This window comes from Nocardioides sp. NPDC057772, from assembly GCF_042798075.1.
Classification (GTDB): Bacteria; Actinomycetota; Actinomycetes; order Propionibacteriales; family Nocardioidaceae; genus Nocardioides.
On sequence record NZ_JBHVKN010000026.1, the window covers coordinates 1 to 24,506 of the forward strand.

Below are 24,506 nucleotides of genomic sequence, written 5' to 3' on the forward strand. Positions count from 1 at the left end.
CGCTTGATCCTCGTCTTCCTCCGCTTCGTTCGTCGCTGGCGCTCCTCACTGCGCTGCGTCCAGACGAGGGACGCGCCGAACTGAGCAGGTGGCATCGCAACGCAGGTCGTGAAGCAATTCACAAGGGACGTAAGCCACGACACATGGGACGTATGCCTAGGGGAGGGGGTGGTGTGGCCGGTGGTGCCCCAGTGACATAGTGACTGCCGTGGACAGCGTCCTGGAATTAGCCAGGTGGCAGTTCGGCATCGTGACCGTCTACCACTTCCTGTTCGTCCCGCTCACGGTGGGACTCACCATGCTCGTCGCCGTGCTGGAGACGATCTGGCTGCGTACGAAGAACCCCGAGTGGCTTCGGCTGACCAAGTTCTTCGCGAAGCTCTTCCTGATCAACTTCGCGCTCGGTGTGGTCACCGGGATCGTGCAGGAGTTCCAGTTCGGGATGACCTGGTCGGACTACTCCCGCTTCGTGGGGGACGTCTTCGGGGCTCCGCTGGCGATCGAGGCGCTGCTCGCCTTCTTCCTGGAGTCGACCTTCCTCGGACTGTGGATCTTCGGCTGGGACAAGCTGCCAAGGGCGCTGCACAACGCGTGCATGTGGATCGTCCACCTCGGCACGCTCGCCTCGTCGTGGTTCATCCTCGCGGCCAACTCCTGGATGCAGCACCCGGTCGGCTACAAGTTCAACGAGGTCACCGGCCGCGCCGAGCTCACCGACTTCTGGGCGGTGATGTTCAACAAGGTGCAGCTGGGCACGTTCCCGCACGTCATCCTCGCGGCGTACCTGACTGCGGCCGCCTTCATGCTCGGCATCCTGGGCTGGCTCTACATGCGCCGGCCGGGGGAGAACAACGGCGAGCGCCCGATGTACCGCCGCGGGATGGTGCTGGCGGCCTGGGTGATGGTCTTCTCCGGCGTCGGGGTCGCGGTCTCGGGTGACATCCAGGGCAAGATCATGACCGAGGTGCAGCCGATGAAGATGGCAGCCGCGGAGGCGCTGTGGGAGACCTCGGACTCGTGCGCGCCGTTCTCGATCCTGACCATCGGCACGCGCGACGGGAAGCACGAGAAGTGGGCGCTCGAGGTGCCCTGCGTGCTCTCCTTCCTCGGCACCGGCACCTTCGACGGCAAGGTCGAGGGGATCTACGACCTGCAGGAGAAGTACCGCGAGACCTACGGGGCGACTCCCGGCGCGACCTACTACTCGCCCGGTGACTACACCCCCAACATCCCGGTCACCTACTGGACCTTCCGCTGGATGATGGGCCTCGGCGTCGTCGGTGGTCTCGTCGGCCTGGCGGTCCTGTGGCTGACCCGTCGGGGACGTACGCCCTCGGGGCTGGTCGGACGGGTCCTGCCCGCGCTGGCGATCTCCGCGCCGGTGATGGTGCTGCTGGGCAACTCGATGGGCTGGATCTTCACCGAGATGGGGCGCCAGCCGTGGGTCGTCTTCGGCGTGCTCACCACCGCCAACGGTGTCTCGCCGGGCGTCGAGCCCTGGGAGGTGTGGATGTCGCTGCTCGGCTTCACCGCGCTCTACGCCGTGCTCGCGGTGATCGAGGTGGGCCTGCTCATGAAGTACGTGAAGAAGGGACCCGACCCGTTCGTCGAGCCGCCGTCCCCGACCCTGCGTGGCTCCGTGAAGGATGCCGACGAGCCGATGAACTTCGCGTACTGAGGAGCCTGCGATGGAACTCACGACAATCTGGTTCTGCCTCATCGCCGTGCTGTGGATCGGCTACTTCGTCCTCGAAGGCTTCGACTTCGGCGTCGGCATGCTGCTTCCGGTGCTCGCCCGCGACGACCGCGAGCGGCGCGTCATGATCAACACGATCGGCCCGGTGTGGGACGGCAACGAGGTCTGGCTGCTGACCGCGGGCGGAGCGACGTTCGCGGCGTTCCCGGAGTGGTACGCGACGTTGTTCTCCGGCTTCTACCTGCCGCTCTTCCTCATCCTGATCGCGCTGATCGTGCGTGGGGTGGCGTTCGAGTACCGCCACCAGCGGCCCTCGGCCACCTGGGCCGGCTGGTGGGACCGCGCGGTGATCTTCGGCTCCTACGTTCCGGCGTTCCTGTGGGGTGTGGCCTTCGCCAACATCGTGCGTGGGGTGCCCATCGACGCCGACTTCGAGTTCACCGGCACTGTCCTGACCCTGCTCAACCCCTACGGTCTCCTCGGCGGTCTGGTCACGCTCTCGCTGTTCGTGACCCACGGTGCGGTGTTCATCGCGCTGAAGACCGATGGCGAGATCCGCGGCCGGGCCCGCGCGCTGGCGCTCAAGACCGGGGTCGTCGCGGCCGTGCTCGCCGTGGTGTTCCTGGTCTGGACCCAGGCGCTCACCGGCAACCTGGCGACCGCGGTGATCTTCGTCGTGGCGGCGCTCGCCCTCGTGGGCGGGCTCGGGGCGGCGTACGTCGGTCGTGAGGGGTTCGCCTTCGCCGGCACCTTCCTCGCGATCGGGCTGGCCGTGGCCGGGCTCTTCGTCGGGCTCTTCCCCGACGTGATGCCCTCGACCACCGACGTCGCCAACTCGCTGACCACGACCAACGCGGCGGCGACGCCCTACACGCTCAAGCTGATGACGATCGTCGCGGCGGTGTTCACGCCGATCGTGGTGGGCTATCAGGCCTGGACGTACTGGATCTTCCGCAAGCGGATCTCCATCCACCACATCCCCGCCGCTCATTGAGATGCGCCCGAACGACCCGCGACTGCGAGCCCAGCTGTCGGTAGCCCGTCGGCCGCTCGCCGTCGTGGTGGCGGCCGGGGTGCTGGGGGCGGTGCTGCTGATCACCCAGACGTACGCCGTCACCGGGCTGCTCATCTCCGCGATCCGCGACACCGGTTCGGTGAGCGGCTGGGCGCTGGCGGTCGTGGCCGTCTTCGCCGGGCGCGCGCTCGTCGGGGTCGTCTCCGAGGTGGCCGGCGCCCGGGCGGCCGGTGTCGTCGGCGCGGACCTGCGGCGCCGGGTGGTCGGCGCGATCCTGCGCGGGCAGACGGGTCGCTCGGGTTCGTTGTCGGCCCTGGCCACGCGTGGGGTCTCGGCCGCCGAGCCGTATCTGACGCGCTACGTCCCGGCGCTGGTGCTCGCCTGCGTACTGCCCGTCATGGTGCTCGCGGTGATCGTCTGGACCGACCCGCTCAGCGGTCTCATCGTCGGCCTCACACTGCCGTTGATCCCGATCTTCGGGGTGCTCGTCGGGCTCGCGACCCGTGACCAGGCTGCCAGCCAGTGGCGGGCGATGGCGGCCTTGGCCGGTCACTTCCTCGACGTGATGAAGGGTCTGCCGACGCTGGTCGCCTTCGGTCGTGCTCGAGCACAGTCGCGGGTGATCGCCACCATCACCGACAGCTACCGCCGCCGCACGCTGGAGACCCTGAAGATCGCGTTCGCCTCCTCGGCGGTGCTCGAGCTCGTCGCGACCATCTCGGTGGCCTTGGTCGCGGTCATCATCGGTGTCCGGCTCGCCGCCGGCTCGGTCGACCTGCAGACCGCCCTCGTCGTCCTGCTGCTCGCCCCCGAGGCCTACTGGCCGCTGCGCCGCGTCGGCACCGAGTTCCATGCCGCCGCCGAAGGTACGGCCACGCTCGAGGCGACAGCGGACTGTGTCGGTCTCGACTCGCCTCCGCGTAGGGGCTCCGGCGAGCCGGTGTCGAGACCAACACAGTCGCTCCGCCTCGACGGTGTCATCGTCACCTATCCCGAGCGCGAGCGTCCCGCGCTCGCACCGGTCTCCGCGACGGTCGCGGAGCGGGGGATCACCGCGATCGTCGGCCCGAGTGGTTGCGGGAAGTCGACGTTGCTGTCGATCGTCGCGGGCCTCCACGAGACGTACGCAGGTGATGTCGAGCTCGACGGGCAGACTCCGGCCGAGGGTGACGCATGGCGACGGCGGTTCGCCTATCTGCCCCAGCGACCGGTGTTCGTCAGCGGGACGATCTCCGACAACCTGCGCCTCGGGTCGCCGGAGGCGACCGATGGTGACCTGTGGCAGGTGTTGAAGCGGGTCGCGCTCGCCGACCGGATCGCCGAGCTCCCCGGCGGGCTCGGTGCCGATCTGGCCGAGGACGGTCGTTCTCTCTCGGCGGGTGAGCGGGCCCGGCTGGCGCTGGCTCGCGTCGTACTCTCCGATCGTCCCTGGGTCCTTCTCGACGAGCCCACCGCCCATCTCGACCCCGACACCGAGCGGATCATCGCCGACACCGTCATCGACCTCGCCCGCGACCGCGCCGTCGTCCTCGTCGCCCACCGTCAGGCCCTGATCGACATCGCTGACCAGGTCATCACCCTCTCCGCCGAGAAGGCGCCCGCGTCGGCCGAGGCGTCACCTACGTCGGCCGAGACGTCGCCCGCGTCGGTCGAGACGGCAGCTGCTGACATCCCGGCCGACGGGGCTGACGCTTCGTCCGACGGGGCTGACGCTTCGGCCAGCGGGGCCGACGCCTCGGCCGGCGGGGCTGACGCTTCGGCGCGGAGGGCGCTGTGGGGGTCGGCGGTCGTCGGTGGGCTGAGCTGGGCGTCGGGAGTTGCGCTGACGGCGCTGGCGGGATGGCTGATCATCAAGGCCTCCTACCACCCGGTGATCATGACGCTGGTGGCGGCGATGGTGGGGGTGCGTACGTTCGGGATCGCGCGGCCCGTGCTGCGCTACCTGGAGCGGTTGTGGTCCCACGACAGCGCGCTGCGACTGCTGGCCAGGCGGCGCGTGGAGATCTACGACGCGCTCGTGCCGCTGGTGCCCGGTGCGCTTCCGGGGCGCCGCGGAGACGTGCTGGCGAGCGTCGTCGACGACGTCGACGCGGTGCTCGACGAGGAGCTGCGGGTGCGGCTGCCGATCCGGGAGTACGCCGTGGTGGCGATCCTCGCGGTCGCGGCCACCGCGCTCATCGACCCGGTCGCGGCCGCCTTCACCGCGGCCACGGTGGTGGCGGCGGGAGCCGCCTTCGGGATCGCGTACGCAGGGGCAGCACGTGCCGAGCATCTCTCGGTCACGGTGCGGGCCACGGTGTCCGAGCAGGTGGTCGAGGCGACGCAGACCGCGACCGAGCGTCGGATGTGGCAGGCGGGCGAGCCGGTGCTGCGCCGGCTCGACGAGCTCGCCCGCACGGCCACCCGGGCGACCGTCACCGCGGCCGGAGCCGCCTCGACGGCCAAGGCCCTCGTGCTGGTCACGGCAGGTGCGGCGGTCGCGGCGACCGCCGCCTACACGACTGTCGGCGACGGTCCGATGCTCGCCCTCCTCACCCTGGTGCCGCTCGCACTGGCCGAACCCGCGGCGACGCTCGCCGACGCCGGCGCTGCCAAGGCCCGCACCCGGGCCGCGCAGCGGCGACTCGACGACCTGACCAGCCGGAAGCCGTCGGTAAAGGCCCCCGAGCACCCGGCGGCACCCGCCGACGAAACCACGATCACGGTCACCGGCGTCACGGCCCGTCCTGGTGACGGCGCGACCGTCGAGCTCCCCGACCTGCACGTCGAACCGGGCGCGCGAATCGGCATCGTCGGCCCCTCCGGCTCCGGCAAGAGCACCCTGGCCGCGCTGCTGCTGCGCTTCCTCGACCCGGACACCGGCACGATCACGCTCGGCGGCCGGCCGACGAGCGACCTCGATCCCGAGGACGTACGGAAGATCGTCGGGCTCGTCGACGACGACCCGCACGTCTTCGCCTCCAACCTCGTCGAGAACGTGCGCCTGGCGCGGCCCGACGCCACCGACGAGGAGGTCGAGCGGGCGCTCCGGCGTGCCCATCTCGGCGACTGGCTCGATGCTCTCCCGGCCGGGATGCAGACCAGGCTCGGTGACGGCGCGGCCCAGGTCTCGGGTGGCGAGCGGGCCAGGCTGGCGGTGGCGAGGTCGCTGCTGGCAGGGCACAAGGTCCTGGTTCTGGATGAACCTTTGGCTCATCTGGACACCTCGACCGCCGAGTCGCTGGCGCGTGAGGTGCTCGCGCGGGAGGATGACTCGACAGCTGACACAGAGCCCGGCGGAGAACGCGGCGGAGAGCTTGGTCCGCACGGCGGCACGAAAACCGTAGTGTGGATGACTCACACATCGACCGGACTGGGGTTGACCGATACCGTGGTCTCCCTTCAACGAATGGGGGAAGTGAGACGGTGTTGACCGAGACAAGGACGATCCGGGTCTACCTGCTCGACGACCACGAGGTCGTGCGCCAGGGTTTGACGACGCTGCTCGACAGTCATGACGACATCGCCGTCGTCGGCCAGGGTGGCACCGCCGCCCAGGCGCGTGAGGACATCGACCGCATCCAGCCGGACGTCTGCGTGCTCGACGCCCGCCTTCCCGACGGCTCGGGGATCGAGGTCTGCCGGGAGGTCCGGGCGGCCTACCCGGACATGCTCGCGCTCATCCTGACCTCCTATGACGACGACGAGGCGCTCTTCTCGGCGATCATGGCCGGGGCGAAGGGCTACGTCCTCAAGGACATCCGCGGCAGCGACCTGGTCGAGGCGATCCGCACCGTCTCCGGCGGCGGCTCGCTGCTCGACCCGCTGATGACCGCGAAGGTCATGGAGAAGATGCGCAACCCCGATGGCGAGTCGCCGCAGATGCAGGCGCTCACGCCTCAGGAGAAGCGCCTGCTCGCGCTCATCGGCGAGGGCCTGACCAACCGCGAGATCGCCGGCCGGATGTTCCTGGCCGAGAAGACCGTCAAGAACTACGTCTCCAGCATCCTCGCCAAGCTCGGCGTGCAGCGGCGCACCCAGGCGGCGCTGATGGCCAAGGAGCTCCTCCACCCCCGCAAGGGAAACTGAGTCCGACTCAGACCCCAGCGCCCAGCGGCACCTGCCAGATCAGCTCGGTGCCGCTGGGGGAGCGCGGGCCGATCTCGAGCTGACCGCCGAGCTGGACCGCACGACAGCGGGCGTTCTTCAGCCCGCTCTCCTCTGCTTCCTCGGGAAGACCGCTGCCGTCGTCGCGTACGACCAGCTTGATCTCGTCGTCCTGGAGGGTGAGCTCGATCTGGGCGCTGTGGGCCTGCGCGTGCCGGGCGAGGTTGGAGACCGCCTCGCGCAGCACCGGCAGCAGGTGGTTGCGGACCGCGTCGGGCACGGCGGTGTCGACCGGCCCGGTGATCTTGATCTCCGGGGTGAAGTCCATGACACCCGCGTACTCCCGGACGACCTCGCGCACCTGCGCCCGCAGCGAGGAGGCGTCGTGGTTGCTGAGGTCGAAGATGGAGCCGCGTACGTCCTTGATGGTCTGGTCCAGGGCGTCGACCTGCTCCGAGAGCCGCTTGGGCAGGTCCTCGACCCGCTGTGGGTTGCGGCCCAGGGTCTCGAGCTGGAGGCCGATCGCGAAGAGGCGCTGGATGACCACGTCGTGCAGGTCGCGGGCGATCCGGTCGCGGTCGGTGATGACGGCGAGATCGGCCCGGTCCTCCACCGCGCGGAGACGGTCCAGGGCGAGCGCGGCCTGGCCGGCGAAGCCGAAGAAGAGCTCGCGCTCGTGCTCGTCGTGGGCCGCGCGGGCCTTGTCGTAGATGGCCAGCAGCGCACCGCGGCCAGCGAGCGAGGAGCGCACCGGCGCGACCACGACGTGGAGGCCGTCGACCTCGAGGTCGAGCGGCTCGACGATGCGGCGGTCGATCAGCAGCGGAACCTTCTCGGTCACCGCGCGGACCCGCTCCTCCTGGCCCGCCACGGCGGCGACGCCGGAGACGAGGCCGTGCTCGATGCGGGTGCCGGCACCGACGCCGATCGCCCGCATCAGCGGCAGCGCGGTCTCGCACATCCGCTCCAGCGCGACCGTGTGGTCCAGTGGCGGCGTCAGGGCCCGGCTGAGCTCGGCGCTCGCCTCGAGCCACTTGCGGCGCTGCTCGCTGAGCTCGAGCTTGCGCACCTTGTCGATCTGGGCGCCTGCGGCGCGGGCGAGGGCCACCACGAGCTGCTCGTCGTGGCTGGTGAAGTCGGCACCGCCGACCTTCTCGGCCAGGAGCAGGTGGCCGAAGTCGTGGTCCTTGATCCGCAGCGGCACCTCGATGAACTTGCGCTTGCCGGGGTCGCCCGTACGCAGCGCGTGGCTGCCGCCCTCAGCAGCATGGGAGCCGGCCAGCAGGAGAGGCTCGGGAGCGGCGATTCCCCGGGGCCGGGTCGTCGAGGCCGGCTCGTCGTCATCCGCTCCGTCACCCGCTCCGTCCTCCGCCCCGTTGCCGGCAACGGCATCGGCATCGGCCTCGGCCCGGGAATCGGCATCGAGCCGCGCACGACGGCCGCGGCTCTTGCCCACGACCTGCAGCGTCGGCTCCTCCTGGTAGCCGTAGGTGATCAGGTCCTGCAGGTCGCCGTCGAGGTCGAGAACGCCGAGAGCGCCGTAGCCGGCTCCGGTCAGCTCGCACGCGGACCGGGTGATCCGCTCCAGCATGGCGCTCAGGTCGAGCTCGCTCGACATCGCGATGACCGCGTCCAGGAGCGAGCGCGCCGATGGCTCGAGACCGGTCAGGTCCTCGGTCGCTTCGGTGGTCACTTGTCAGAGTCTGTCGTGCCTGACCGGGTCGCGTCCACATATCGGCAACAGTTTCTCCACTGTCTGCCTCAAACTCACGCGAATGCGTGTGTTTGGTCAATTACCGGAGATGTCACCGTCGACGTAGAGCCAGCGGCCGGCACGCACCTCGAACCGGCTGTGCTCGGCCAGCACCCCGTCGCCCGACGGCGAGCGGTAGGAGGCGCGGAACGCCACCCAGCCGTGGGTGTCGTCGTCGAGCCCGGATCCCTCGATCTCCAGCCCCGTCCAGGTCAGCCGCGGGTCGGGCGCGGCCACGCCCAGGTCGTCGGGGCGGGTGCCCGGGTGCCAGGTGCGGAAGATGTAGGCCCAGTCCCCGAGGGCGTACGCCGCATAGCGGCTGCGCATCAGCTCCTCCGGCGTCTCGGCCAACGCACCGCCACGGTGCAGCCGGTGGCAGCACAGCGCGTAGCGCTGACCGCTGCCGCAGGGGCACTGCTGTTGCAGAGGCGGTCCGACGGAGGTGCGGCCGAAGGGGGACATGTCTCCATTGTGTACCGGATTGGGCGGATTCCTTCCGTGGGCCCGCTGCGGCACGACTATTGTATGGGGGTGGCTCTCAGGCGCAGGCGGCTCGGGACGGCGGGGGTGCTGTGGTGACGGATGTGGCCATCTGTCTGCTGGGCCCCCTGATCGTCACCCGCGCAGGCGAGCCCGTGGAGGTCCCGGGACGGCGTCCCCGCACGCTGCTGGCCCTGCTGGCGCTGGAGGCCGGCACCCCGGTCTCCGTCGACGTCCTCGCCGACCGGATCTGGGGCGAGGAGCTCCCCGACAACCCGCGCGGCAGCCTGCACACCTACATCGGGCGGCTGCGTCGCGTGCTCGGCAAGGAGGTCGTACGCCGCACTGCCGGTGGCTATATCCTCGATCTGCCCCGATCCTCGGTGGACGCGCTCGCCTTCATCGACCTGCTCGACGCGGCCGAGGGCCCGCAGGCCTACGACCGGCTCGAGGAGGCCATCGCGCTGTGGCGCGCCGAGCCGTTCGACGACTCCGCGGGGGAGTCGCTGGCCGAGCGCACCCGTCCCTGGCTGGTCGACCGCTACCTCGCCGCGCTGGAGCGACGCGCCCAGCTCGACATCGCCGCCGGCCGGGCCGTGAAGGCGGTCGCCGACGTCCGCCGGGTGGTCGGCGACCACCCGCTGCGGGAGTCGCTGTGGGTCGTGCTGCTCGACGCCCTCGAGGCCGCGGGACGTACGGCCGAAGCGCTGGAGGCCTACGAGGAGGTCCGGGCGCGGCTGGCCGACGAGCTCGGCACCGATCCCGGCGCGGAGCTGCGCTCGACCTTCACCCGACTGCTGGCCGGCTCCTCGCCGGCCGCCCCGGCCGCAGAGGCGCCGACGGGACAGGCGACGGTGCCCGCCCAGCGGGTCTCCGAGGAGGATCTGGTCCCACGGCAGCTCCCGGCCGACATCCCCAGCTTCTCCGGGCGTACCGCCGAGCTCCGGCTGCTCGATGCGGTGACCATCTCCCACGACGCCGGCTGGCCGAGCGTGGTCGCCGTGCACGGCATCGGTGCGGTGGGCAAGACCGCGCTCGCGGTGCACTGGGCGCGGAGCCGGGCCGAGCACTTCCCCGACGGCCAGCTCTTCATCGACCTGCGCGGCTTCGGGCCGGGGGAGCCGCTGTCGCACGCGCAGGCGCTCACGACCCTGCTGATCGGGCTCGGCGTCGACGTCGCCTCGGTTCCGGGCGAGGTCGACGCGGCATCTGCCCTGCTGCGTACGACCCTCGCGCAGCGGCGCATGCTCCTCGTGCTCGACAACGCCCGCGACTCCGCCCAGGTGCGGCCGCTGCTTCCGGGCGGCGACTCGCTGGTGCTGGTGACCAGCCGCAGCCAGCTGCGCGGCCTGGCGACCCGCGAGGGCGCGCGCCGGCTCGCGCTGGACACCCTCGCCCCGGAGGAATCGGCCGCCTTCCTCAAGCAACGACTCATCGACCGGCCCGCGGACGACGCGGACGTGCGCGCGCTGGCGGAGAGGTGCGGACACCTGCCGCTGGCGCTCGCCGTCGCGGCCGAGCGCTGCAGCCGCTACCCCGACCTCTCCCTGAGCGACCTGATCGCCGAGCTCGACGGCGAGACCAGCCGGCTGGCCGCCCTGGAGGCCCCGCTCGACCCGATCTCCGACCTGCGTGCGGTCTTCTCCTGGTCCTACGACTCCCTCGACGAGGAGTCGCGCCGATCCTTCAGGCTCCTCGGCCTGCGTCCTGGCCACGAGATCGGGATGCCCGCGATGGCGGCGCTCTTCGGCGTCGACATCGCCGCGGCCCGGCGTCTGGTCGACAAGCTGGTCGACGCCAACCTGGTCCGCGAGCAACGGCCGGGACGCTTCGTGCTCCACGACCTGATCCGCGACTACGCGCTGGAGATGGGGTCGGAGGAGGAGTCCGGCGAGGCGTTGCTGCGCCTGGTGAGCTGGTACACCCACTCCTTGGTCGCGGCTTCGGAGGCCGACGGTCGATCCTTCCGGCTGATGAGCCTCGACCCCGTCGTCGAGGGGGTGACGCCGCTGAGCTTCGCCACCGCGCAGCAGGCCCGCGCCTGGGGTGACCGGGAGTGGCTGACCATGGGCAGCGCCGTACGCCTCGCTGTGCGCGCAGGGCTGCTCGGACCCGCCTACCAGCTGGTCAACAAGATGTTCACCCTCTCGATGCGGCACCCACCGGCCGAGACCCTGCCGCTCCAGGAGCTCGGCCTCGACGCGGCCCTCCGCGCAGGACAGCACGTCGACGCGGCCTACATCCGCAACCAGGCCGGGATCAGCCGGGCACGGGCGGGTGACCTGACGCGGGCGATCGTGGACTTCCGGGGCGCGGCCGAGGTGTTCCGCGAGGCCGGGACCGCGGCCGGCCTGGAGATGGCGCTGTCCAACTGCGGTCAGGCGCTGAGCATGATCGGCTCCCTCGACGAGGCGGTCGCCGTGCTCGAGGAGGCCTACGCCGTCGCGGACGCCGCCGGGATGGACGACCGTGCCCGCGGCAGCCTGATCGGGTTGGCTGAGGTCTACGTCCGGATGGAGCGCTACGAGGACGCCGTGCGGCTGGTCGAGGAGGAGATCGGACATGCGCCTGTCGACGTCGACTCCTCCGCCTCGCCGCGGATGACCCTGATCGACGCGCTGATCGGCCTGGGCCGCTACGCCGAGGCCGAGGCAGAGCTGCGCCTGGAGCTGACCCACCACCTCGAGGAGCGCAACCGGTGGGCGGAGGCCAACGGCCTCGTACGCCGTGCCCTGATCGAGCGCGACACCGGCCGCGTCGCCCAGGCCCGGGCGACCCTCCACGAGGTGGCCGCGATCCTCGACGAGGTGGGTGAGCTCGACCGCACCGCGCTCACCCGGGAGCGCGTCGAGGAGCTGCTTGCCAGCGTCGGATCCCCGCCATCCGAGGGCCGGGACGTCGACGCCACGGCCGCCCAGGGGTTGGGCGGCGGCGTAGCGTTGCGACCGTGACTGCCGCACCCACGATCAGCACCCTCGGCCAGCTTCGCGCCAGTGGCCACGTGTTCAAGTCGCTCCGCGAGGAGATCCGCGACAACCTGCTGGCGAAGCTGGCAGCCGGAGAGGACCCCTGGCCCGGACTGCACGGGCTCGAGGACACCGTCATCCCCCAGCTCGAGCGCGCCCTGATCGCCGGACACGACGTCGTCCTGCTGGGCGAGCGTGGCCAGGGCAAGACCAGGCTGCTGCGTACGTTGGTGGGGTTGCTCGACGAGTGGACCCCGGTCATCGAGGGCTCCGAGCTCGGCGAACACCCCTACGAGCCGGTCAGCGTGGGGTCCCAGCGTCTTGCGGCGACGGCCGGCGACGCGCTGCCGGTCGCGTGGAAGCACCGCTCGGAGCGCTACTCCGAGAAGCTGGCCACGCCGGACACCTCGGTGGCCGACCTGATCGGCGACGTCGACCCGATGAAGGTTGCCGAGGGGCGCTCGCTGGGTGACCCGGAGACGATCCACTTCGGCCTGATCCCGCGGTCTCATCGCGGCATCGTCGCGATCAACGAGCTGCCCGACCTCGCCGAGCGGATCCAGGTGGCGATGCTCAACGTGATGGAGGAGCGCGACATCCAGATCCGTGGCTACGTGCTGCGACTGCCACTGGATCTCCTGGTGGTCGCCTCCGCCAACCCGGAGGACTACACCAACCGCGGCCGGATCATCACGCCGCTCAAGGACCGCTTCGGTGCCGAGATCCGCACCCACTACCCGCGCGAGCTCGCCGCGGAGATGGCGGTCATCCGCCAGGAGGCCACGCTGGTCGCCGACGTACCGGACCACCTCCTCGAGATCCTCGCCGTTTTCACCCGCCACCTACGGGCATCCTCGGCGGTCGACCAACGCTCCGGCGTCTCCGCGCGCTTCTCCATCGCCGGCGCCGAGACCGTCGCCGCGGCGGCGCTCCACCGGGCCACCGTGGCCGGGGAGCCCGATGCTGTCGCTCGTCTCGTCGACATCGAGACCGCCGTCGAGGTGCTCTCCGGCAAGATCGAGTTCGAGTCGGGCGAGGAGGGCCGCGAGGCCGACATCCTCACCCACCTGCTGCGTACGGCCATCGCCGAGACCGTCCGGAAGTCCTTCCGCGGCCTCGACTTCGCGCTGCTCATCGACGCCATCGAGGACGGCCGCATGGTCACTACCGGCACCAAGGTCACCGCCCGGGCCTTCCTGGAGGGCCTCCCGGTCCTGGGCGAGTCGGACCTCTACGACCAGATCGGCGACCGCGTCTACGCGGCCACCGGCGGCACCAAGAACGACGGCCAGCTCGCCAGCGCCATCGAGCTGGCTCTGGAGGGCTTGTTCCTGGCGAGGAAGATCGGCAAGGACACGGCGGACGGAGAGACGATCTACGGCTGAGGAGGCGTCGGCCGGAGGAGGCGTCGGCGGGGGGGGTAACACGTCGTTCGTAGGACTACTCGCCCTTTCGGAACGACCGGAGAGACCTACGAACAGCGTGTTACACGCGTTGAGGAGCACCACGAATGAGCCGCTACAAGAAGTACGCCGGGGGTGACCCGCTCGCTCCACCGGTCGACATCGCCGAGGCGCTGGACGCGATCGGCGAGGACGTGATGTCCGGCTACTCGCCCGAGCGCGCGATGCGAGAGTTCCTGCGGCGCGGGGGACAAAACCAGCGCGGTCTCGACGACCTCGCCCGGCAGGTCGCCGAGAGGCGCCGGGAGCTGCTGCAGCGCCACAACCTCGACGGCACGCTCGAGCAGGTGCGCGAGCTGCTGGACAGGGCCGTCCTGGAGGAGCGCAAGCAGCTGGCCCGCGACGTCACGATGGACGACGGCGACCGCGCGTTCCGGGAGATGCAGATCGACAACCTCTCGCCGAACACCGCCGCCGCGGTCAGCGAGCTCTCCTCCTACGACTGGACCTCGCGGGAGGCCCGCGAGGCTTACGAGGAGATCAAGGACCTTCTCGGACGAGAGCTCCTCGACCAGCGGTTCGCCGGGATGAAGCAGGCGCTCGAAGGTGCCACCGACGAGGACCGCGAGGCGATCGCGGAGATGCTCCGCGACCTCAACGCGCTGCTCGAGAAGCACAACCGCGGCGAGGACACCGACGCCGACTTCGACCAGTTCATGGCCAAGCACGGCCAGTACTTCCCCGAGAACCCGCAGAACATCGACGAGCTGCTCGACACCCTCGCCCAGCGCTCGGCAGCTGCCCAGCGGATGCTCAACTCGATGTCGCCCGAGCAGCGGCGCGAGCTGATGGAGCTCTCGGCGCAGGCGTTCGGCTCGCCCGCGCTGATGGAGCAGATGGCGCAGCTCGACGCCAACCTGCAGGCGGCGCGGCCCGGCGAGGACTGGTACGGCTCCGAGGAGTTCGGCGGCGGCGAGGGCCTCGGCCTCGGCGACGGCACCGGGGTGCTGCAGGACATCGCCGAGCTCGACCAGCTCTCCGAGCAGCTCCAGCAGTCCTACGCGGGGAGCCGGCTCGACGACATCGACCTCGACGCCCTCTCCCGCCAGCTCGGTGACCAGGCTGCCGTCGATGCGCGCACCCTGCAGGAGCTCGAGCAGGCGCTGCGCGACTCCGGCCAGCTCGAGCGCGGCTCCGACGGCGATCTCCGGCTCACCCCGAAGGCGATGCGCCAGCTCGGAAAGTCACTGCTGCGCGACGTCGCCCAGCGGCTCTCCGGACGGCAGGGCGAACGCGACCTGCAGCGCGCCGGTGCGGCAGGGGAACTCTCCGGCTCGTCGCGGCCATGGGCGTTCGGCGACACGGAACCCTGGGACGTACCTCGGACGATCACGAACGCCGTCATCCGCGAGGCGGGCGAGGGCCGCCGGGGCCCCGGCGTCCGGCTGACCGTCGACGACATCGAGGTGCAGGAGACGGAGGCCCGTACGCAGGCAGCGGTCGCCCTCCTGGTGGACACCAGCTTCTCGATGGCGATGGACGGCCGGTGGGTGCCGATGAAGCGCACCGCGCTCGCGCTGCACACGCTGATCAAGAGCCGGTTCCGCAACGACGACCTGCAGCTGATCTCGTTCGGCCGCTACGCGCAGACGATGGAGATCGAGAAGCTCACCGCGCTCGACGCGATCTGGGACAAGGGCACCAACCTGCATCATGCGCTGCTGCTGGCCAACCGACACTTCCGCAAGCACCCGGCCGCCCAGCCGGTGCTGCTGATCGTGACCGACGGCGAGCCCACCGCCCACCTGGAGCCCGGTGGCGATGTCTGGTTCTCCTACCCGCCTCACCCGGTGACGATCGCCAGGTCCGTCGAGGAGCTGGAGAACTCGCGGCGGCTCGGTGCCCAGACGACGTTCTTCCGCCTCGGTGAGGATCCCGGCCTGGCTCGCTTCATCGACTCGATGGCCCGCCGCGTCGCGGGGCGCGTCGTCGCGCCCGAGCTCGACGACCTCGGCGCGGCCGTGGTCGGGTCGTATCTGGGGGACAGGACGGCGCGGCGTACGTCGAACACCTACGGCGGCTATCCGGACGCGTTCGGCGGTCGCGGCTGGTGGGCCGGCTGAGTCGTCGGTCCGGATGCTTACCGAGTTAACTCGGTGAGCATCCGGGCGCGTAGCCTGCGCTCGTGCCCGAGGAGACGCTGAACGTACTTGCCCTTCTCGCTCTCGCGGCCCTGGCCGCCGGATACGTGGACGCGGTGGTCGGCGGAGGCGGGCTGATCCAGCTCCCGGCGCTGCTGCTGTTCCTGCCCGGGGCCGCGCCGGTGCAGATCCTGGCGACCAACAAGCTCGCCTCCGTCTTCGGCACCTCGATCAGCGCGGCGACCTACTACCGGCGGGTGGGGCCCGACCCGAAGACCTTCATCCCGCTCATGATCCTCGCCTTCGTCGGGTCCGCGCTGGGGGCGGGGGTGGCGTCGTACCTTCCTGAGAAGGTCTTCGAGCCGATCGTGCTGGTCGCGCTGATCCTGGTGGGGGCGTGGGTGCTGTTCAAGCCGTCGCTCGGGGAGGCGACCGAGCTGAAGTACGACGACCACCGCCACGTGATCGGGGCGATGGTGGTCGGGTTCGCGGTCGGCTTCTACGACGGCGCCCTGGGCCCCGGGACCGGCAGCTTCCTGGTGATCGGGCTCGTCGGCCTGCTCGGCTACTCCTTCCTGGAGGCCAGCGCGAAGGCGAAGATGGCCAACGTCGCCACCAACCTGGCCGCTCTCGTCGTCTTCGTCCCGCAGGGCGCGGTGCTGTGGAAGACCGGCCTGGTGATGGGCGTGTGCAATCTGATCGGCGGCTACCTCGGGGCGAGGACGGCGGTGGCGAAGGGCGCCGGGTTCGTACGCGTCTTCTTCATCGTCGTGGTCGCCGGGTTCATCGTCCGCATCGGCGGCAGCGTGCTCGGAGTCTGGTGATGCACTACCTGACCATCGCCCGCGACGGTGCAGCCGAGATCGAGGAGAAGCGGTCCCGGTTCCTGTGCACGCTCGTCCGGGTCGAGGACGAGGACGATGCGCGGGCGGTGGTCGAGGGGCTGCGCAAGCAGCACTGGGACGCCCGGCACACCTGCTCGGCGTTCCGGATCGGCCCGCCACCTCAGCCGGTCGAGCGATCCAACGACGACGGCGAGCCGGCCGGCACCGCGGGCGCCCCGATGCTCGAGGTGCTCCGTGGTGCCGGCGTGTCCGACACCGTCGCCGTGGTGACGCGCTGGTTCGGCGGGACGTTGCTCGGCGCGGGTGGCCTCGTGCGGGCCTACTCCGACGCCGTCCGCGCCGCGCTGGACGAGGTCGGGGCGCTGCGACGAGAGCTCGTCCGCGAGTACGAGATCCAGGCTCCGTACGACGCCGCGGGCCGTCTCGAGACCGACCTGCGATCGTCCGGGGTGGCTGTCCTCGACACCGCCTACGGCGCCGCCGTGACCCTGCGGATCGGAGCACCGCCCGCCGAGGAGAAACGCCTCGAAGCGCTCGTCGCGGAGCTGACCGCCGGCGGCTCGGTTCTGGTGCCCGGTGTGGACCGCTGGGTCGACCGGTAGGCCTGTTTGGGAGAATGGGCCAGGTGAGCGACCATAGCGAGACGCCCGTGGAACTCCCCGCCGGATGGACGACGAAGGTCCCCGACCTCGACGACCTGCCCGCACTTCTGAGGCTCCGAGCCGCCGACAAGACCCCGTTCGAAGGGTCCGGAAAGGTCGACGCCGACGCCATCACCGGCGAGATCGCCGGCCCCGCATCCTGGACCCGCCAGCAGCTGGTCGCGGTCGACCCCGACGGCGACGTCCGGTCGTGGGCCATCGCCCACGACCGTGCCGCCGGACGTACGCTCGTCTACCTCTACGTCGACCGCACGATCGCCCAGGCCGCCGAGGTCGCGGCCGGGCTCTACGCCTGGCTCGAGGACCAGGCCCGGGCGATGGCCGCCCTGCGTGGCATCAGCGAGTCCCACCTGGACGCGAGCCCGTTCGCCGACGACACCGTTCAGCGGGAGTGGCTGGCCGCGGCGGGGTTCACCAACAAACGCACCTGGCTGCACATGAGTCGGCCGGTGCTGCCCGACGAGACGGTGCCTCCGCTGCGCGAAGGGGTGACCATCCGCCCGGTCGAGACCCACGAGAACGGCATGCCCGTCGCGGCCGACCTGCAGACGGTCCACCAGACCCTGGAGGAGTCCTTCCAGGACCACTTCAACTCCTACCGGGAGAGCTTCCCGGAGTTCGTCCAGCGCCTCCGCGAGGACCCCGGTCACCGCTGGGACCACTGGTGGCTCGCCTACGTCGACGGGACCTTGCCTGCCGGCTCCCTGGTCGCCTCGGTGCTGCCCGCCAACGCGGCCGGGGTCGAGGGGACGTACGTCGAATACATCGGCGTCAACCGCAACGCCCGCGGCCGCGGGGTGGCCAAGGGGCTCCTGCACGCGGTGATCGGCGACGCGATCGAGCGCGGCCGCGACAGGGTATCGCTCGAGGTCGACGCCGACAGCCCCACCGGGGCCGACGGGCTCTACAAGTCCATGGGCTGGGTGACCGACTACGTCACCGAGTCCTGGCACAAGGACGTCACGGTCTGACGATCAGGCGCCGACGTCGGGGAGCTTGAGGTCGAGGGTCGGCGCCTCGGTGCCGCCGTCGACCTCGAGCAGCTTCCCGGTGACGAACTGCCCGGCCCGCGAGGTCAGATACACCACCGCGGCGGCGATGTCCTCGGCCTCCCCGATCCGCCCGAGCGGTGTCTTCGCCTCGATCTCGCCGCGCATCGCCTCGTCGCCGGCCACGAAGTCGAGCGCGCTGGTCAGAACCGACCCGACGAAGATGCCGTTCACCCGGATCCTCGGCGCCAGGTCGGTCGCTGCCAGCCTGGTCCAGTGCGCCAGCGCCGCTTTCGCGGTCCCGTAGGCGAGATAGCCTCTGCCCGCCGTACGTCCCATCATCGAGCTGATCGACACCACCGACTGCTGCCCGTCGGGGCTCTTCACCATGTAAGGCACCGCGGCCCGCGTCAGCGCGTGTGCCGTGGTCACGTTGAAGTGGAAGGCCTTCTCGAGATAACTCTCGTCGGTGTCGAGGAAGGTGTTGGGGATCGTCCCGCCGACGTTGTTGACCACGATGTCGAGACGCCCGAACTGCTCGTACGCCTGCTCCGCCAGCCCCGCCGTCACCGCCGTATCCGCCAGGTCCGCCGGCACCACCAGCGCCCGCCGGCCCGCCGCCTCGACCCTCTCTGCGACCGCCTGAAGCTGGCGCTCGGTCCGCGAGGCGATCACCACGTCCGCCCCGGCCTCTGCCAGCGCCATCGCGGTCGCCGCGCCGATCCCACGCCCCGCCCCCGTCACGACCGCGACGTGGTCGGTCAGACTGAACCGTTCGAGAATGCTCATCTGTTTCCTCCCTGTCGAGACGTCAGGCCGGTCGGCCGAGACGTCGCTTGCGTTGGCCGAAATGTCAGTTGGGTCGGCCGAGGCGTCATTCCCGTCGGTCGAAGCGTCACTTGCGCCGACCGAGATGGCTCCGGTGACGTCTCGGCCGATGTACGTGACGCCTCGGCCGACCGGGGCGACGTCTCGCTCATCGGGAGACGAGGCCGCGGCCGGTGATCAGGGGGAGGTCGAGAGGGGACACCAGGCCGGGGGAGGCGGCGACGACGGCGGGGATGGCGTTGACGAGGCGCTGGGCGGTGACGATCATCCCGGAGACGTTGTGGTCGCCGTGCTCGCCATGGTGGCTGAACTCGACGGTCATCGAGGGCTCGCCGGTGATCTCGACGCGGTAGCAGCCGTCGCCGGTCGCCGGGACCGGCCAGTCGGGGTCGGAGCCGGCGTCGGTGCGGGTGACGTGCTCCAGGGTGATGCGAGGGATGCCGTCGACGGTGCCGGTGACGGTGAAACGTACGGAGCCCTGGGTGCCCTCGGCGATGTCGACCGACACCGTCTTGGTGTCCTTGACCGCCGGCCGGCGTTCGACGTGCTCGACGAGTGGCTCGTCGAGGGTCACCCCGAGACCGGCGGCGAGCAGCCGGACGACGGGTCCCCACGCGGTGCTCAGTACACCCGGCTCCCACAGGAACGGCTTGTCCTCCAGCGAGCCCCCGAAGCCGAAGAGGTCCTTCATCACGACGGGCTGGAAGTACGTGGAGTAGTCGGCGATCTCCGACACCTTGAGGTGGTCGATCCGCTGGGACAGCGACGTCATCGCGAGCGGCAGGACGTCGTTGGCGAAGCCCGGGTCGATGCCGTTGACGTGCAACGAGGCGCCGCCTTCCCGTCCGGCCGCGTCGATTCCGGCGATCATCTCCTCCGGCAGCGTCCCCTGGGGGTGGACCAGGATCACCGGCCCGGAGGAGACGACGTTGACCCCGTCCCGGATCAGCCCGGTCAGGTCCTCGATCGCCTCGAAGACCCGGTCGTCGGTCATCGCCGCGTGGACGACGCAGTCCGGCGCCAGGGCGATCAGCTCGTCGCGAGAGGTGGTCGCGGCCACCCCGAGCGTACGTCCCAGCCCCGCCAGCTCTCCGGCATCGACCCCGGCCTTCGCCGGCGTCGAGGTCCAGACCCCGACCAGCTCCAGGTCGGGATGGGCATCCACTCCGGCGATGGCATGACGTCCCACCGTCCCGGTGGACCAGACGACGACTCTGAGAGGCTGAGGCATGGGCCAAATCTAGAACGCGTTTCAGTTTCGCAAAAGTGATTCGCCGAGAAAACTCCCCGCCGTTACGTTGACGCCCATGACCGAGGCACTCTTCGAGGACACCCGCCATCCGACCGGCGCCCCCTACGTCGCGGACGAGTCCACGACCCTGCGCACGTTCCTCGACTTCCATCGGGCGACCCTGCTCAGGCAGGTCGCGGACCTCGACCACGAGCAGCTCAACCGCCCGTTCCCGCCCACGACCATGACCCTGGCGGGCCTCCTCAAGCACATGGCGTACGTCGAGGACATCTGGTTCGGCGTACGCCTGGCCGGCCACGCCCCGGCCGCGCCGTTCGACACGGCTCCCTGGGACGACGACCAGGACTGGGAGTTCAACAGCGCCGCCGCGGACGACCCCGAGGCGCTGCGCACCCTCCTCCGGGACGCGATCGCTCGCTCCAACGAGCTGACCGACGCCGCCGGCTCCCTCGACCGCATCGCGGTCGGGAGGACCCGCGACGGTCAGGAGATCAGCCTGCGCTGGATCCTGGTCCACATGATCGAGGAGTACGCCCGCCACTGCGGCCACGCCGACCTCATGCGCGAGGCCATCGACGGAAAGACAGACCTGTGATGCAGATCCGTGAAGCGACGGCCGACGACTGGCCGAAGATCTACCCGTTCTGGTCCGAGATCGTGGCGGCGGGCGAGACCTACGCCTATCCCGAAGGCCTCTCCTCAGAGGAGGCCAAGGAGACGTGGATGTACGACCATGTCGTCGTCGCGGTCGAGGGCGACCCCGAGAACGAGCAGATCCTGGGCAGCGCCAAGATGGGCCCGAACCGCCCGGGCCGCGGCAGCCACATCGGCACCGCCTCGTTCATGGTCTCCCCGCACGCCCGCGGCAAGGGCGTGGGCCGGGCCCTCGGCGACTACTGCGTGACCTGGCACAAGGACAACGGCTTCCACGGCATCCAGTTCAACGCCGTGGTCGAGACCAACACCACCGCCGTACGTCTGTGGAAGTCCCTCGGCTTCCAGATCATCGGGACCGTCCCGGACGCGTTCGACTCGAGGTCGCACGGCCGGGTCGGCCTCCACGTGATGTATCTGCCGCTGACCTGACTTCAGCCCGGCTCAGGCGGTCGCGGGGAAGGGGATGCCCGTGTTCGCGTGGCAGCGGTAGCCGTTGGGCACGCGGTCGAGGTACTGCTGGTGCGCGGGCTCAGCGGCGTAGAAGGTCGGCACCTCGCGGATCTCGGTGGTGATCTCGCCGTAGCCGCGCTTGGCGATCTCGGCGCCGTAGATCTTGGTCAGCTCCTCAGCGGTCTCCCGCTGCGCGTCGGAGACGTAGTAGAGCGCCGAGCGGTACTGCGTGCCGACGTCGTTGCCCTGCCGCATGCCCTGCGTCGGGTCGTGGACCTCGAAGAACTTCTTGACCAGGTCCGCGTAGGACACCACGGTCGGGTCGAAGACGACGCGGACCGCCTCGGTGTGGTTGGTCTGACCGCTGCAGACCTCCTCATAGGTCGGGTTGGCGGTCGTGCCGCCCTGATACCCGACAGCGGTCGCGTAGACCCCCGGCGTCTGCCAGAAGATCTCCTCAGCGCCCCAGAAACAGCCGAGACCGAAGTACGCCACCTCGGCTCCCTCGGGAGCGGTCCCGTCCTCCGGGGAGGCGAGCAGCGGAGTCCCCAGGACGCGGTGCTTCGCGGGCAGGTCGAAGAGGGCCTGGTCGCGCCCGGCGAGGGTGCGGTCCTCGGGGAAGAGCTGTGTTGGGCGACCGAACATGAGTGACCTCCAGAAAGTCAGGGTTGCTACCAGTCTCCAACACAGTTCGACGCGCGAACGTTCCCGGATGGGCGGCGGAACGAGATCGGACGTAGGCTCGACGTGTGAGCGAGCAGCAGCACCTCGGCAAGGCCGGTTTCGAGACCAAGGCGATCCACGCGGGCTACGAGCCCGACCCGACGACGGGTGCGGTGATCCCGCCGATCTACGCCACCACGACCTACAAGCAGGACGGCGTCGGTGGTTTGCGCAACGGCTACGAATACAGCCGCTCCGCCAACCCGACCCGCACCGCGCTCGAGGGCGCCCTGGCGGCGGTCGAGGAGGGCGAGAAGGGCTTCGCCTTCGCCTCCGGTCTGGCCGCCGAGGACACCCTGATCCGTAGCCTGATGCGGCCCGGTGACCACATGGTCATCCCCGACGACGCCTACGGCGGCACCCACCGCCTGATCGACAAGGTCGAGAGCCAGTGGGGGATCGCGCACACGCCGGCGCAGGTCGCCGACGTCGACGCCGTCGCGGCCGCGATCCAGCCGGGCAAGACCAAGGTGGTCTGGGTCGAGACGCCCACCAACCCGCTGCTCAACATCGCTGACATCGCCGCGCTGGCCACCGTCGCCCACGAGGCCGGGGCACGGCTGGTGGTCGACAACACCTTCGCCAGCCCCTACCTGCAGCAGCCGCTCACCCTCGGCGCCGACGTGGTGGTGCACTCCACGACGAAGTACGTCGGGGGTCACTCCGACGTCGTCGGCGGCGCCGTGGTCGTCCGTGACCTCGAGATCGCCGAGAAGATCGGCTACCTCCAAAACGCCGCCGGTGCGATCGCCGACCCGTTCGGCGCCTGGCTGACGCTGCGCGGTCTCAAGACCCTGGGCGTACGCATGGACCGCCACTGCGACAACGCCGAGCGCGTCGCCGACTTCCTGACCTCCCACCCGAAGGTCGGCGAGGTCATCTACCCGGGCCTGGAGACCCACCCCGGCCACACGGTCGCCCAGAAGCAGATGAAGCGCTTCGGCGGCATGGTCTCGTTCCGGGTGACCGGCGGCGAGGCGCAGGCGCTCGCGGTGTGCGAGCACACCAAGATCTTCACCCTGGGCGAGTCGCTCGGTGGCGTCGAGAGCCTGATCGAGCACCCGGGCAGGATGACCCACGCGTCCGTCGCGGGCACCGACCTGGAGGTGCCGGCCGACCTGGTGCGGCTCTCCGTCGGGATCGAGTACGCCGAGGACCTCGTCGCCGATCTCGAGCAGGCCCTTGACCAGAGCTGAGGACCCACAGACCGCCGTCTGCATCGACTTCGGCTCCACCTGGACCAAGGCCCTCCATGTCGACCTCGCCTCGGGCGGGGTCCTCGGGTCTGCGAGCGCGCCGACGTCCCTGCACGAGGTGATGGAGGCGTACGACGCCTGTCTGGCGACCCTCGCCGAAGCAGACCCGCGGGCGGCGACGGCCGAGATCCTGGCCTGCTCGTCGGCGGGCGGCGGGCTCCGGATCGCCGTCGTCGGCAACGAGGAGCTGGTGACCGCCGAGGCCGGGCGACGGGTGGCGCTGTCCAGCGGCGGCAAGGTCGTCGCGGTGATCGCGACCGCGGGCCGTGAGGACGAGAGCGACCTGGGGTCCACTCTCGACGCCACCACCCCTGACCTGGTGCTGCTCACCGGCGGCACCGACGGTGGCAACCGCGACGCCATCGTCTCCGCCGCCCGCGAGCTGGCTGCGGCCGGTTGGCGTGGGCCGGTCGTCGTCGCGGGCAACCCCGACCCCCACTCCGAGATCGACGAGATCCTCACCGACGTACCCCATGTGAACTGCGAGAACGTGGTTCCCAAGATCGGTGTGCTGGCGCCGGAGAGCGCCCGGGCGGCGGTCCGGGAGATGTTCCTCGAGCACGTGATCGGCGGCAAGAACCTCAGCAGCCGGGCCGACTTCCGGCGGATCGTCCAGGGCGCGACCCCTGATGTCGTGCTCCAAGGCGTCGAGACGCTGGCCGAGGTGCTCGGCGAGGACGTGGTCGTCGTCGATGTCGGCGGCGCCACGACCGACGTGCACAGCGTGGTCCGTCCCGACCCCGAGGCCGAGCACGTCCGCGAGGAGGTCGTCGCGGTCACCCCGGTGACCCGGACGGTCGAGGGCGACCTGGGCATGCGCTGGTCGGCACCGACCACCCTCGATGCTGCCGACCACGGTGATCCCTCCTTGGCCGAGTCCGATCTCTCCGGCGAGGTCGACTACCGACGCAACCACCCCGGGTGGCTGCCGCGCACCGAGCAGGACAAGGACATCGACGAGCTCCTCGCCAGGATCGCGGTCTGCACGGCTTTGCAGCGGCACGCGGGTCGGTCCCGGGTGGTGCTGTCCCCGAGCGGCAAGGTCATCGAGCGCACCGGCACCGATCTGCGCCGGGTCGGCGTGGTGATCGGCTCCGGCGGCGTTCTCCGACACGGTCGCAAGCACATCGAGGACCGTGTCATGCGCTGGTCGGCGCGCGGTGGGTGGCAGCTTCCCGAGGCGCCGCTGCGGACGGTGGACAGCGACTACGTGCTCGCCGCGGTGGGACTGCTCGCGCGGTCGCACCCGGCCACGGCACGCCACCTCGCGACCCACCTCACACCCTCCCGGTAGCCTCTGTCAG

19 protein-coding genes are annotated in these 24,506 nt (G+C 70.5%); 14 read left to right on the forward strand and 5 right to left on the reverse strand.

Annotated elements, in window-relative coordinates; translation table 11 throughout:
* The first annotated feature begins 208 nt into the window (after window positions 1-208).
* The 4 genes from ACFVJS_RS07190 to ACFVJS_RS07205 are packed head-to-tail and all read left to right on the forward strand — an operon-like array spanning window position 209 to window position 6,779.
* Window positions 209-1,678: a cytochrome ubiquinol oxidase subunit I gene (locus ACFVJS_RS07190; RefSeq protein ID WP_378878240.1), complete on the forward strand. Its 1,470-nt coding sequence runs from the start codon at window positions 209-211 to the stop codon at window positions 1,676-1,678.
* A gap of 10 nt (window positions 1,679-1,688) precedes the next feature.
* The gene (cydB, locus tag ACFVJS_RS07195; protein WP_378878241.1) at window positions 1,689-2,690 is read left to right on the forward strand and encodes a cytochrome d ubiquinol oxidase subunit II; all 1,002 of its coding nucleotides are present in this window, start codon (window positions 1,689-1,691) and stop codon (window positions 2,688-2,690) included.
* 1 nt (window position 2,691) lies between these two features.
* Window positions 2,692-6,123 (forward strand): thiol reductant ABC exporter subunit CydD, encoded by a 3,432-nt coding sequence (gene cydD, locus ACFVJS_RS07200; RefSeq protein WP_378878242.1) that lies wholly within the window; start codon window positions 2,692-2,694, stop codon window positions 6,121-6,123.
* Entirely contained in the window at window positions 6,117-6,779 is a 663-nt protein-coding gene (locus tag ACFVJS_RS07205; RefSeq protein ID WP_378878243.1) for a response regulator, read from the forward strand. Before cydD ends, ACFVJS_RS07205 begins: the two co-directional genes overlap by 7 nt.
* Window positions 6,780-6,786: 7 nt before the next feature.
* Here the strand turns inward: ACFVJS_RS07205 and ACFVJS_RS07210 are convergent, their stop codons facing one another.
* Complete coding sequence (locus tag ACFVJS_RS07210; RefSeq protein ID WP_378878244.1) at window positions 6,787-8,490, reverse strand: sensor histidine kinase; 1,704 nt, start codon at window positions 8,488-8,490, stop codon at window positions 6,787-6,789.
* A 96-nt stretch (window positions 8,491-8,586) separates the two neighbouring features.
* Window positions 8,587-9,012: a YchJ family protein gene (locus ACFVJS_RS07215; RefSeq protein WP_378878245.1), complete on the reverse strand. Its 426-nt coding sequence runs from the start codon at window positions 9,010-9,012 to the stop codon at window positions 8,587-8,589.
* A gap of 113 nt (window positions 9,013-9,125) precedes the next feature.
* Between ACFVJS_RS07215 and ACFVJS_RS07220 the strand changes: the two genes are divergently transcribed.
* From ACFVJS_RS07220 to ACFVJS_RS07245, 6 genes are all read left to right on the forward strand, one after another.
* Complete coding sequence (locus tag ACFVJS_RS07220) at window positions 9,126-11,981, forward strand: BTAD domain-containing putative transcriptional regulator (RefSeq protein WP_378878246.1); 2,856 nt, start codon at window positions 9,126-9,128, stop codon at window positions 11,979-11,981.
* Window positions 11,978-13,381: a magnesium chelatase gene (locus ACFVJS_RS07225; RefSeq protein WP_378878247.1), complete on the forward strand. Its 1,404-nt coding sequence runs from the start codon at window positions 11,978-11,980 to the stop codon at window positions 13,379-13,381. The genes ACFVJS_RS07220 and ACFVJS_RS07225 overlap by 4 nt, the downstream gene beginning before the upstream one ends.
* A gap of 125 nt (window positions 13,382-13,506) precedes the next feature.
* Window positions 13,507-15,522: a VWA domain-containing protein gene (locus tag ACFVJS_RS07230; RefSeq protein ID WP_378878248.1), complete on the forward strand. Its 2,016-nt coding sequence runs from the start codon at window positions 13,507-13,509 to the stop codon at window positions 15,520-15,522.
* Between the two features lie 62 nt (window positions 15,523-15,584).
* Window positions 15,585-16,364 carry a sulfite exporter TauE/SafE family protein gene (locus ACFVJS_RS07235; protein ID WP_378878249.1) on the forward strand — a complete coding sequence of 260 codons (780 nt, stop codon included), beginning with the start codon at window positions 15,585-15,587 and terminating at the stop codon, window positions 16,362-16,364.
* The gene (locus ACFVJS_RS07240) at window positions 16,364-16,987 is read left to right on the forward strand and encodes a YigZ family protein (RefSeq protein WP_378878250.1); all 624 of its coding nucleotides are present in this window, start codon (window positions 16,364-16,366) and stop codon (window positions 16,985-16,987) included. Before ACFVJS_RS07235 ends, ACFVJS_RS07240 begins: the two co-directional genes overlap by 1 nt.
* Before the next feature lie 23 nt (window positions 16,988-17,010).
* Window positions 17,011-18,018: a GNAT family N-acetyltransferase gene (locus tag ACFVJS_RS07245; protein ID WP_378878251.1), complete on the forward strand. Its 1,008-nt coding sequence runs from the start codon at window positions 17,011-17,013 to the stop codon at window positions 18,016-18,018.
* Between the two features lie 3 nt (window positions 18,019-18,021).
* On the opposite strand, the gene ACFVJS_RS07250 is transcribed toward ACFVJS_RS07245, so the two are convergent.
* Window positions 18,022-18,825, reverse strand: a complete 804-nt coding sequence (locus ACFVJS_RS07250) for an SDR family oxidoreductase (RefSeq protein WP_378878252.1) — start codon at window positions 18,823-18,825, stop codon at window positions 18,022-18,024.
* A 187-nt stretch (window positions 18,826-19,012) separates the two neighbouring features.
* On the reverse strand, window positions 19,013-20,095 hold the full coding sequence (locus tag ACFVJS_RS07255; protein WP_378878253.1) for a diacylglycerol kinase: 1,083 nt from the start codon (window positions 20,093-20,095) through the stop codon (window positions 19,013-19,015).
* Between the two features lie 76 nt (window positions 20,096-20,171).
* Between ACFVJS_RS07255 and ACFVJS_RS07260 the strand changes: the two genes are divergently transcribed.
* Window positions 20,172-20,711, forward strand: a complete 540-nt coding sequence (locus ACFVJS_RS07260) for a DinB family protein (protein WP_378878254.1) — start codon at window positions 20,172-20,174, stop codon at window positions 20,709-20,711.
* Entirely contained in the window at window positions 20,711-21,202 is a 492-nt protein-coding gene (locus ACFVJS_RS07265) for a GNAT family N-acetyltransferase (protein ID WP_378878255.1), read from the forward strand. Before ACFVJS_RS07260 ends, ACFVJS_RS07265 begins: the two co-directional genes overlap by 1 nt.
* A gap of 12 nt (window positions 21,203-21,214) precedes the next feature.
* On the opposite strand, the gene msrA is transcribed toward ACFVJS_RS07265, so the two are convergent.
* On the reverse strand, window positions 21,215-21,868 hold the full coding sequence (gene msrA / locus ACFVJS_RS07270) for a peptide-methionine (S)-S-oxide reductase MsrA (RefSeq protein WP_378878256.1): 654 nt from the start codon (window positions 21,866-21,868) through the stop codon (window positions 21,215-21,217).
* Window positions 21,869-21,972: 104 nt separating this feature from the next.
* On the opposite strand from msrA, the gene ACFVJS_RS07275 reads away from it, so the two are divergent.
* Complete coding sequence (locus ACFVJS_RS07275; protein WP_378878257.1) at window positions 21,973-23,142, forward strand: cystathionine gamma-synthase; 1,170 nt, start codon at window positions 21,973-21,975, stop codon at window positions 23,140-23,142.
* Complete coding sequence (locus tag ACFVJS_RS07280) at window positions 23,129-24,496, forward strand: glutamate mutase L (protein WP_378878258.1); 1,368 nt, start codon at window positions 23,129-23,131, stop codon at window positions 24,494-24,496. Before ACFVJS_RS07275 ends, ACFVJS_RS07280 begins: the two co-directional genes overlap by 14 nt.
* Window positions 24,497-24,506 lie beyond the last annotated feature (10 nt).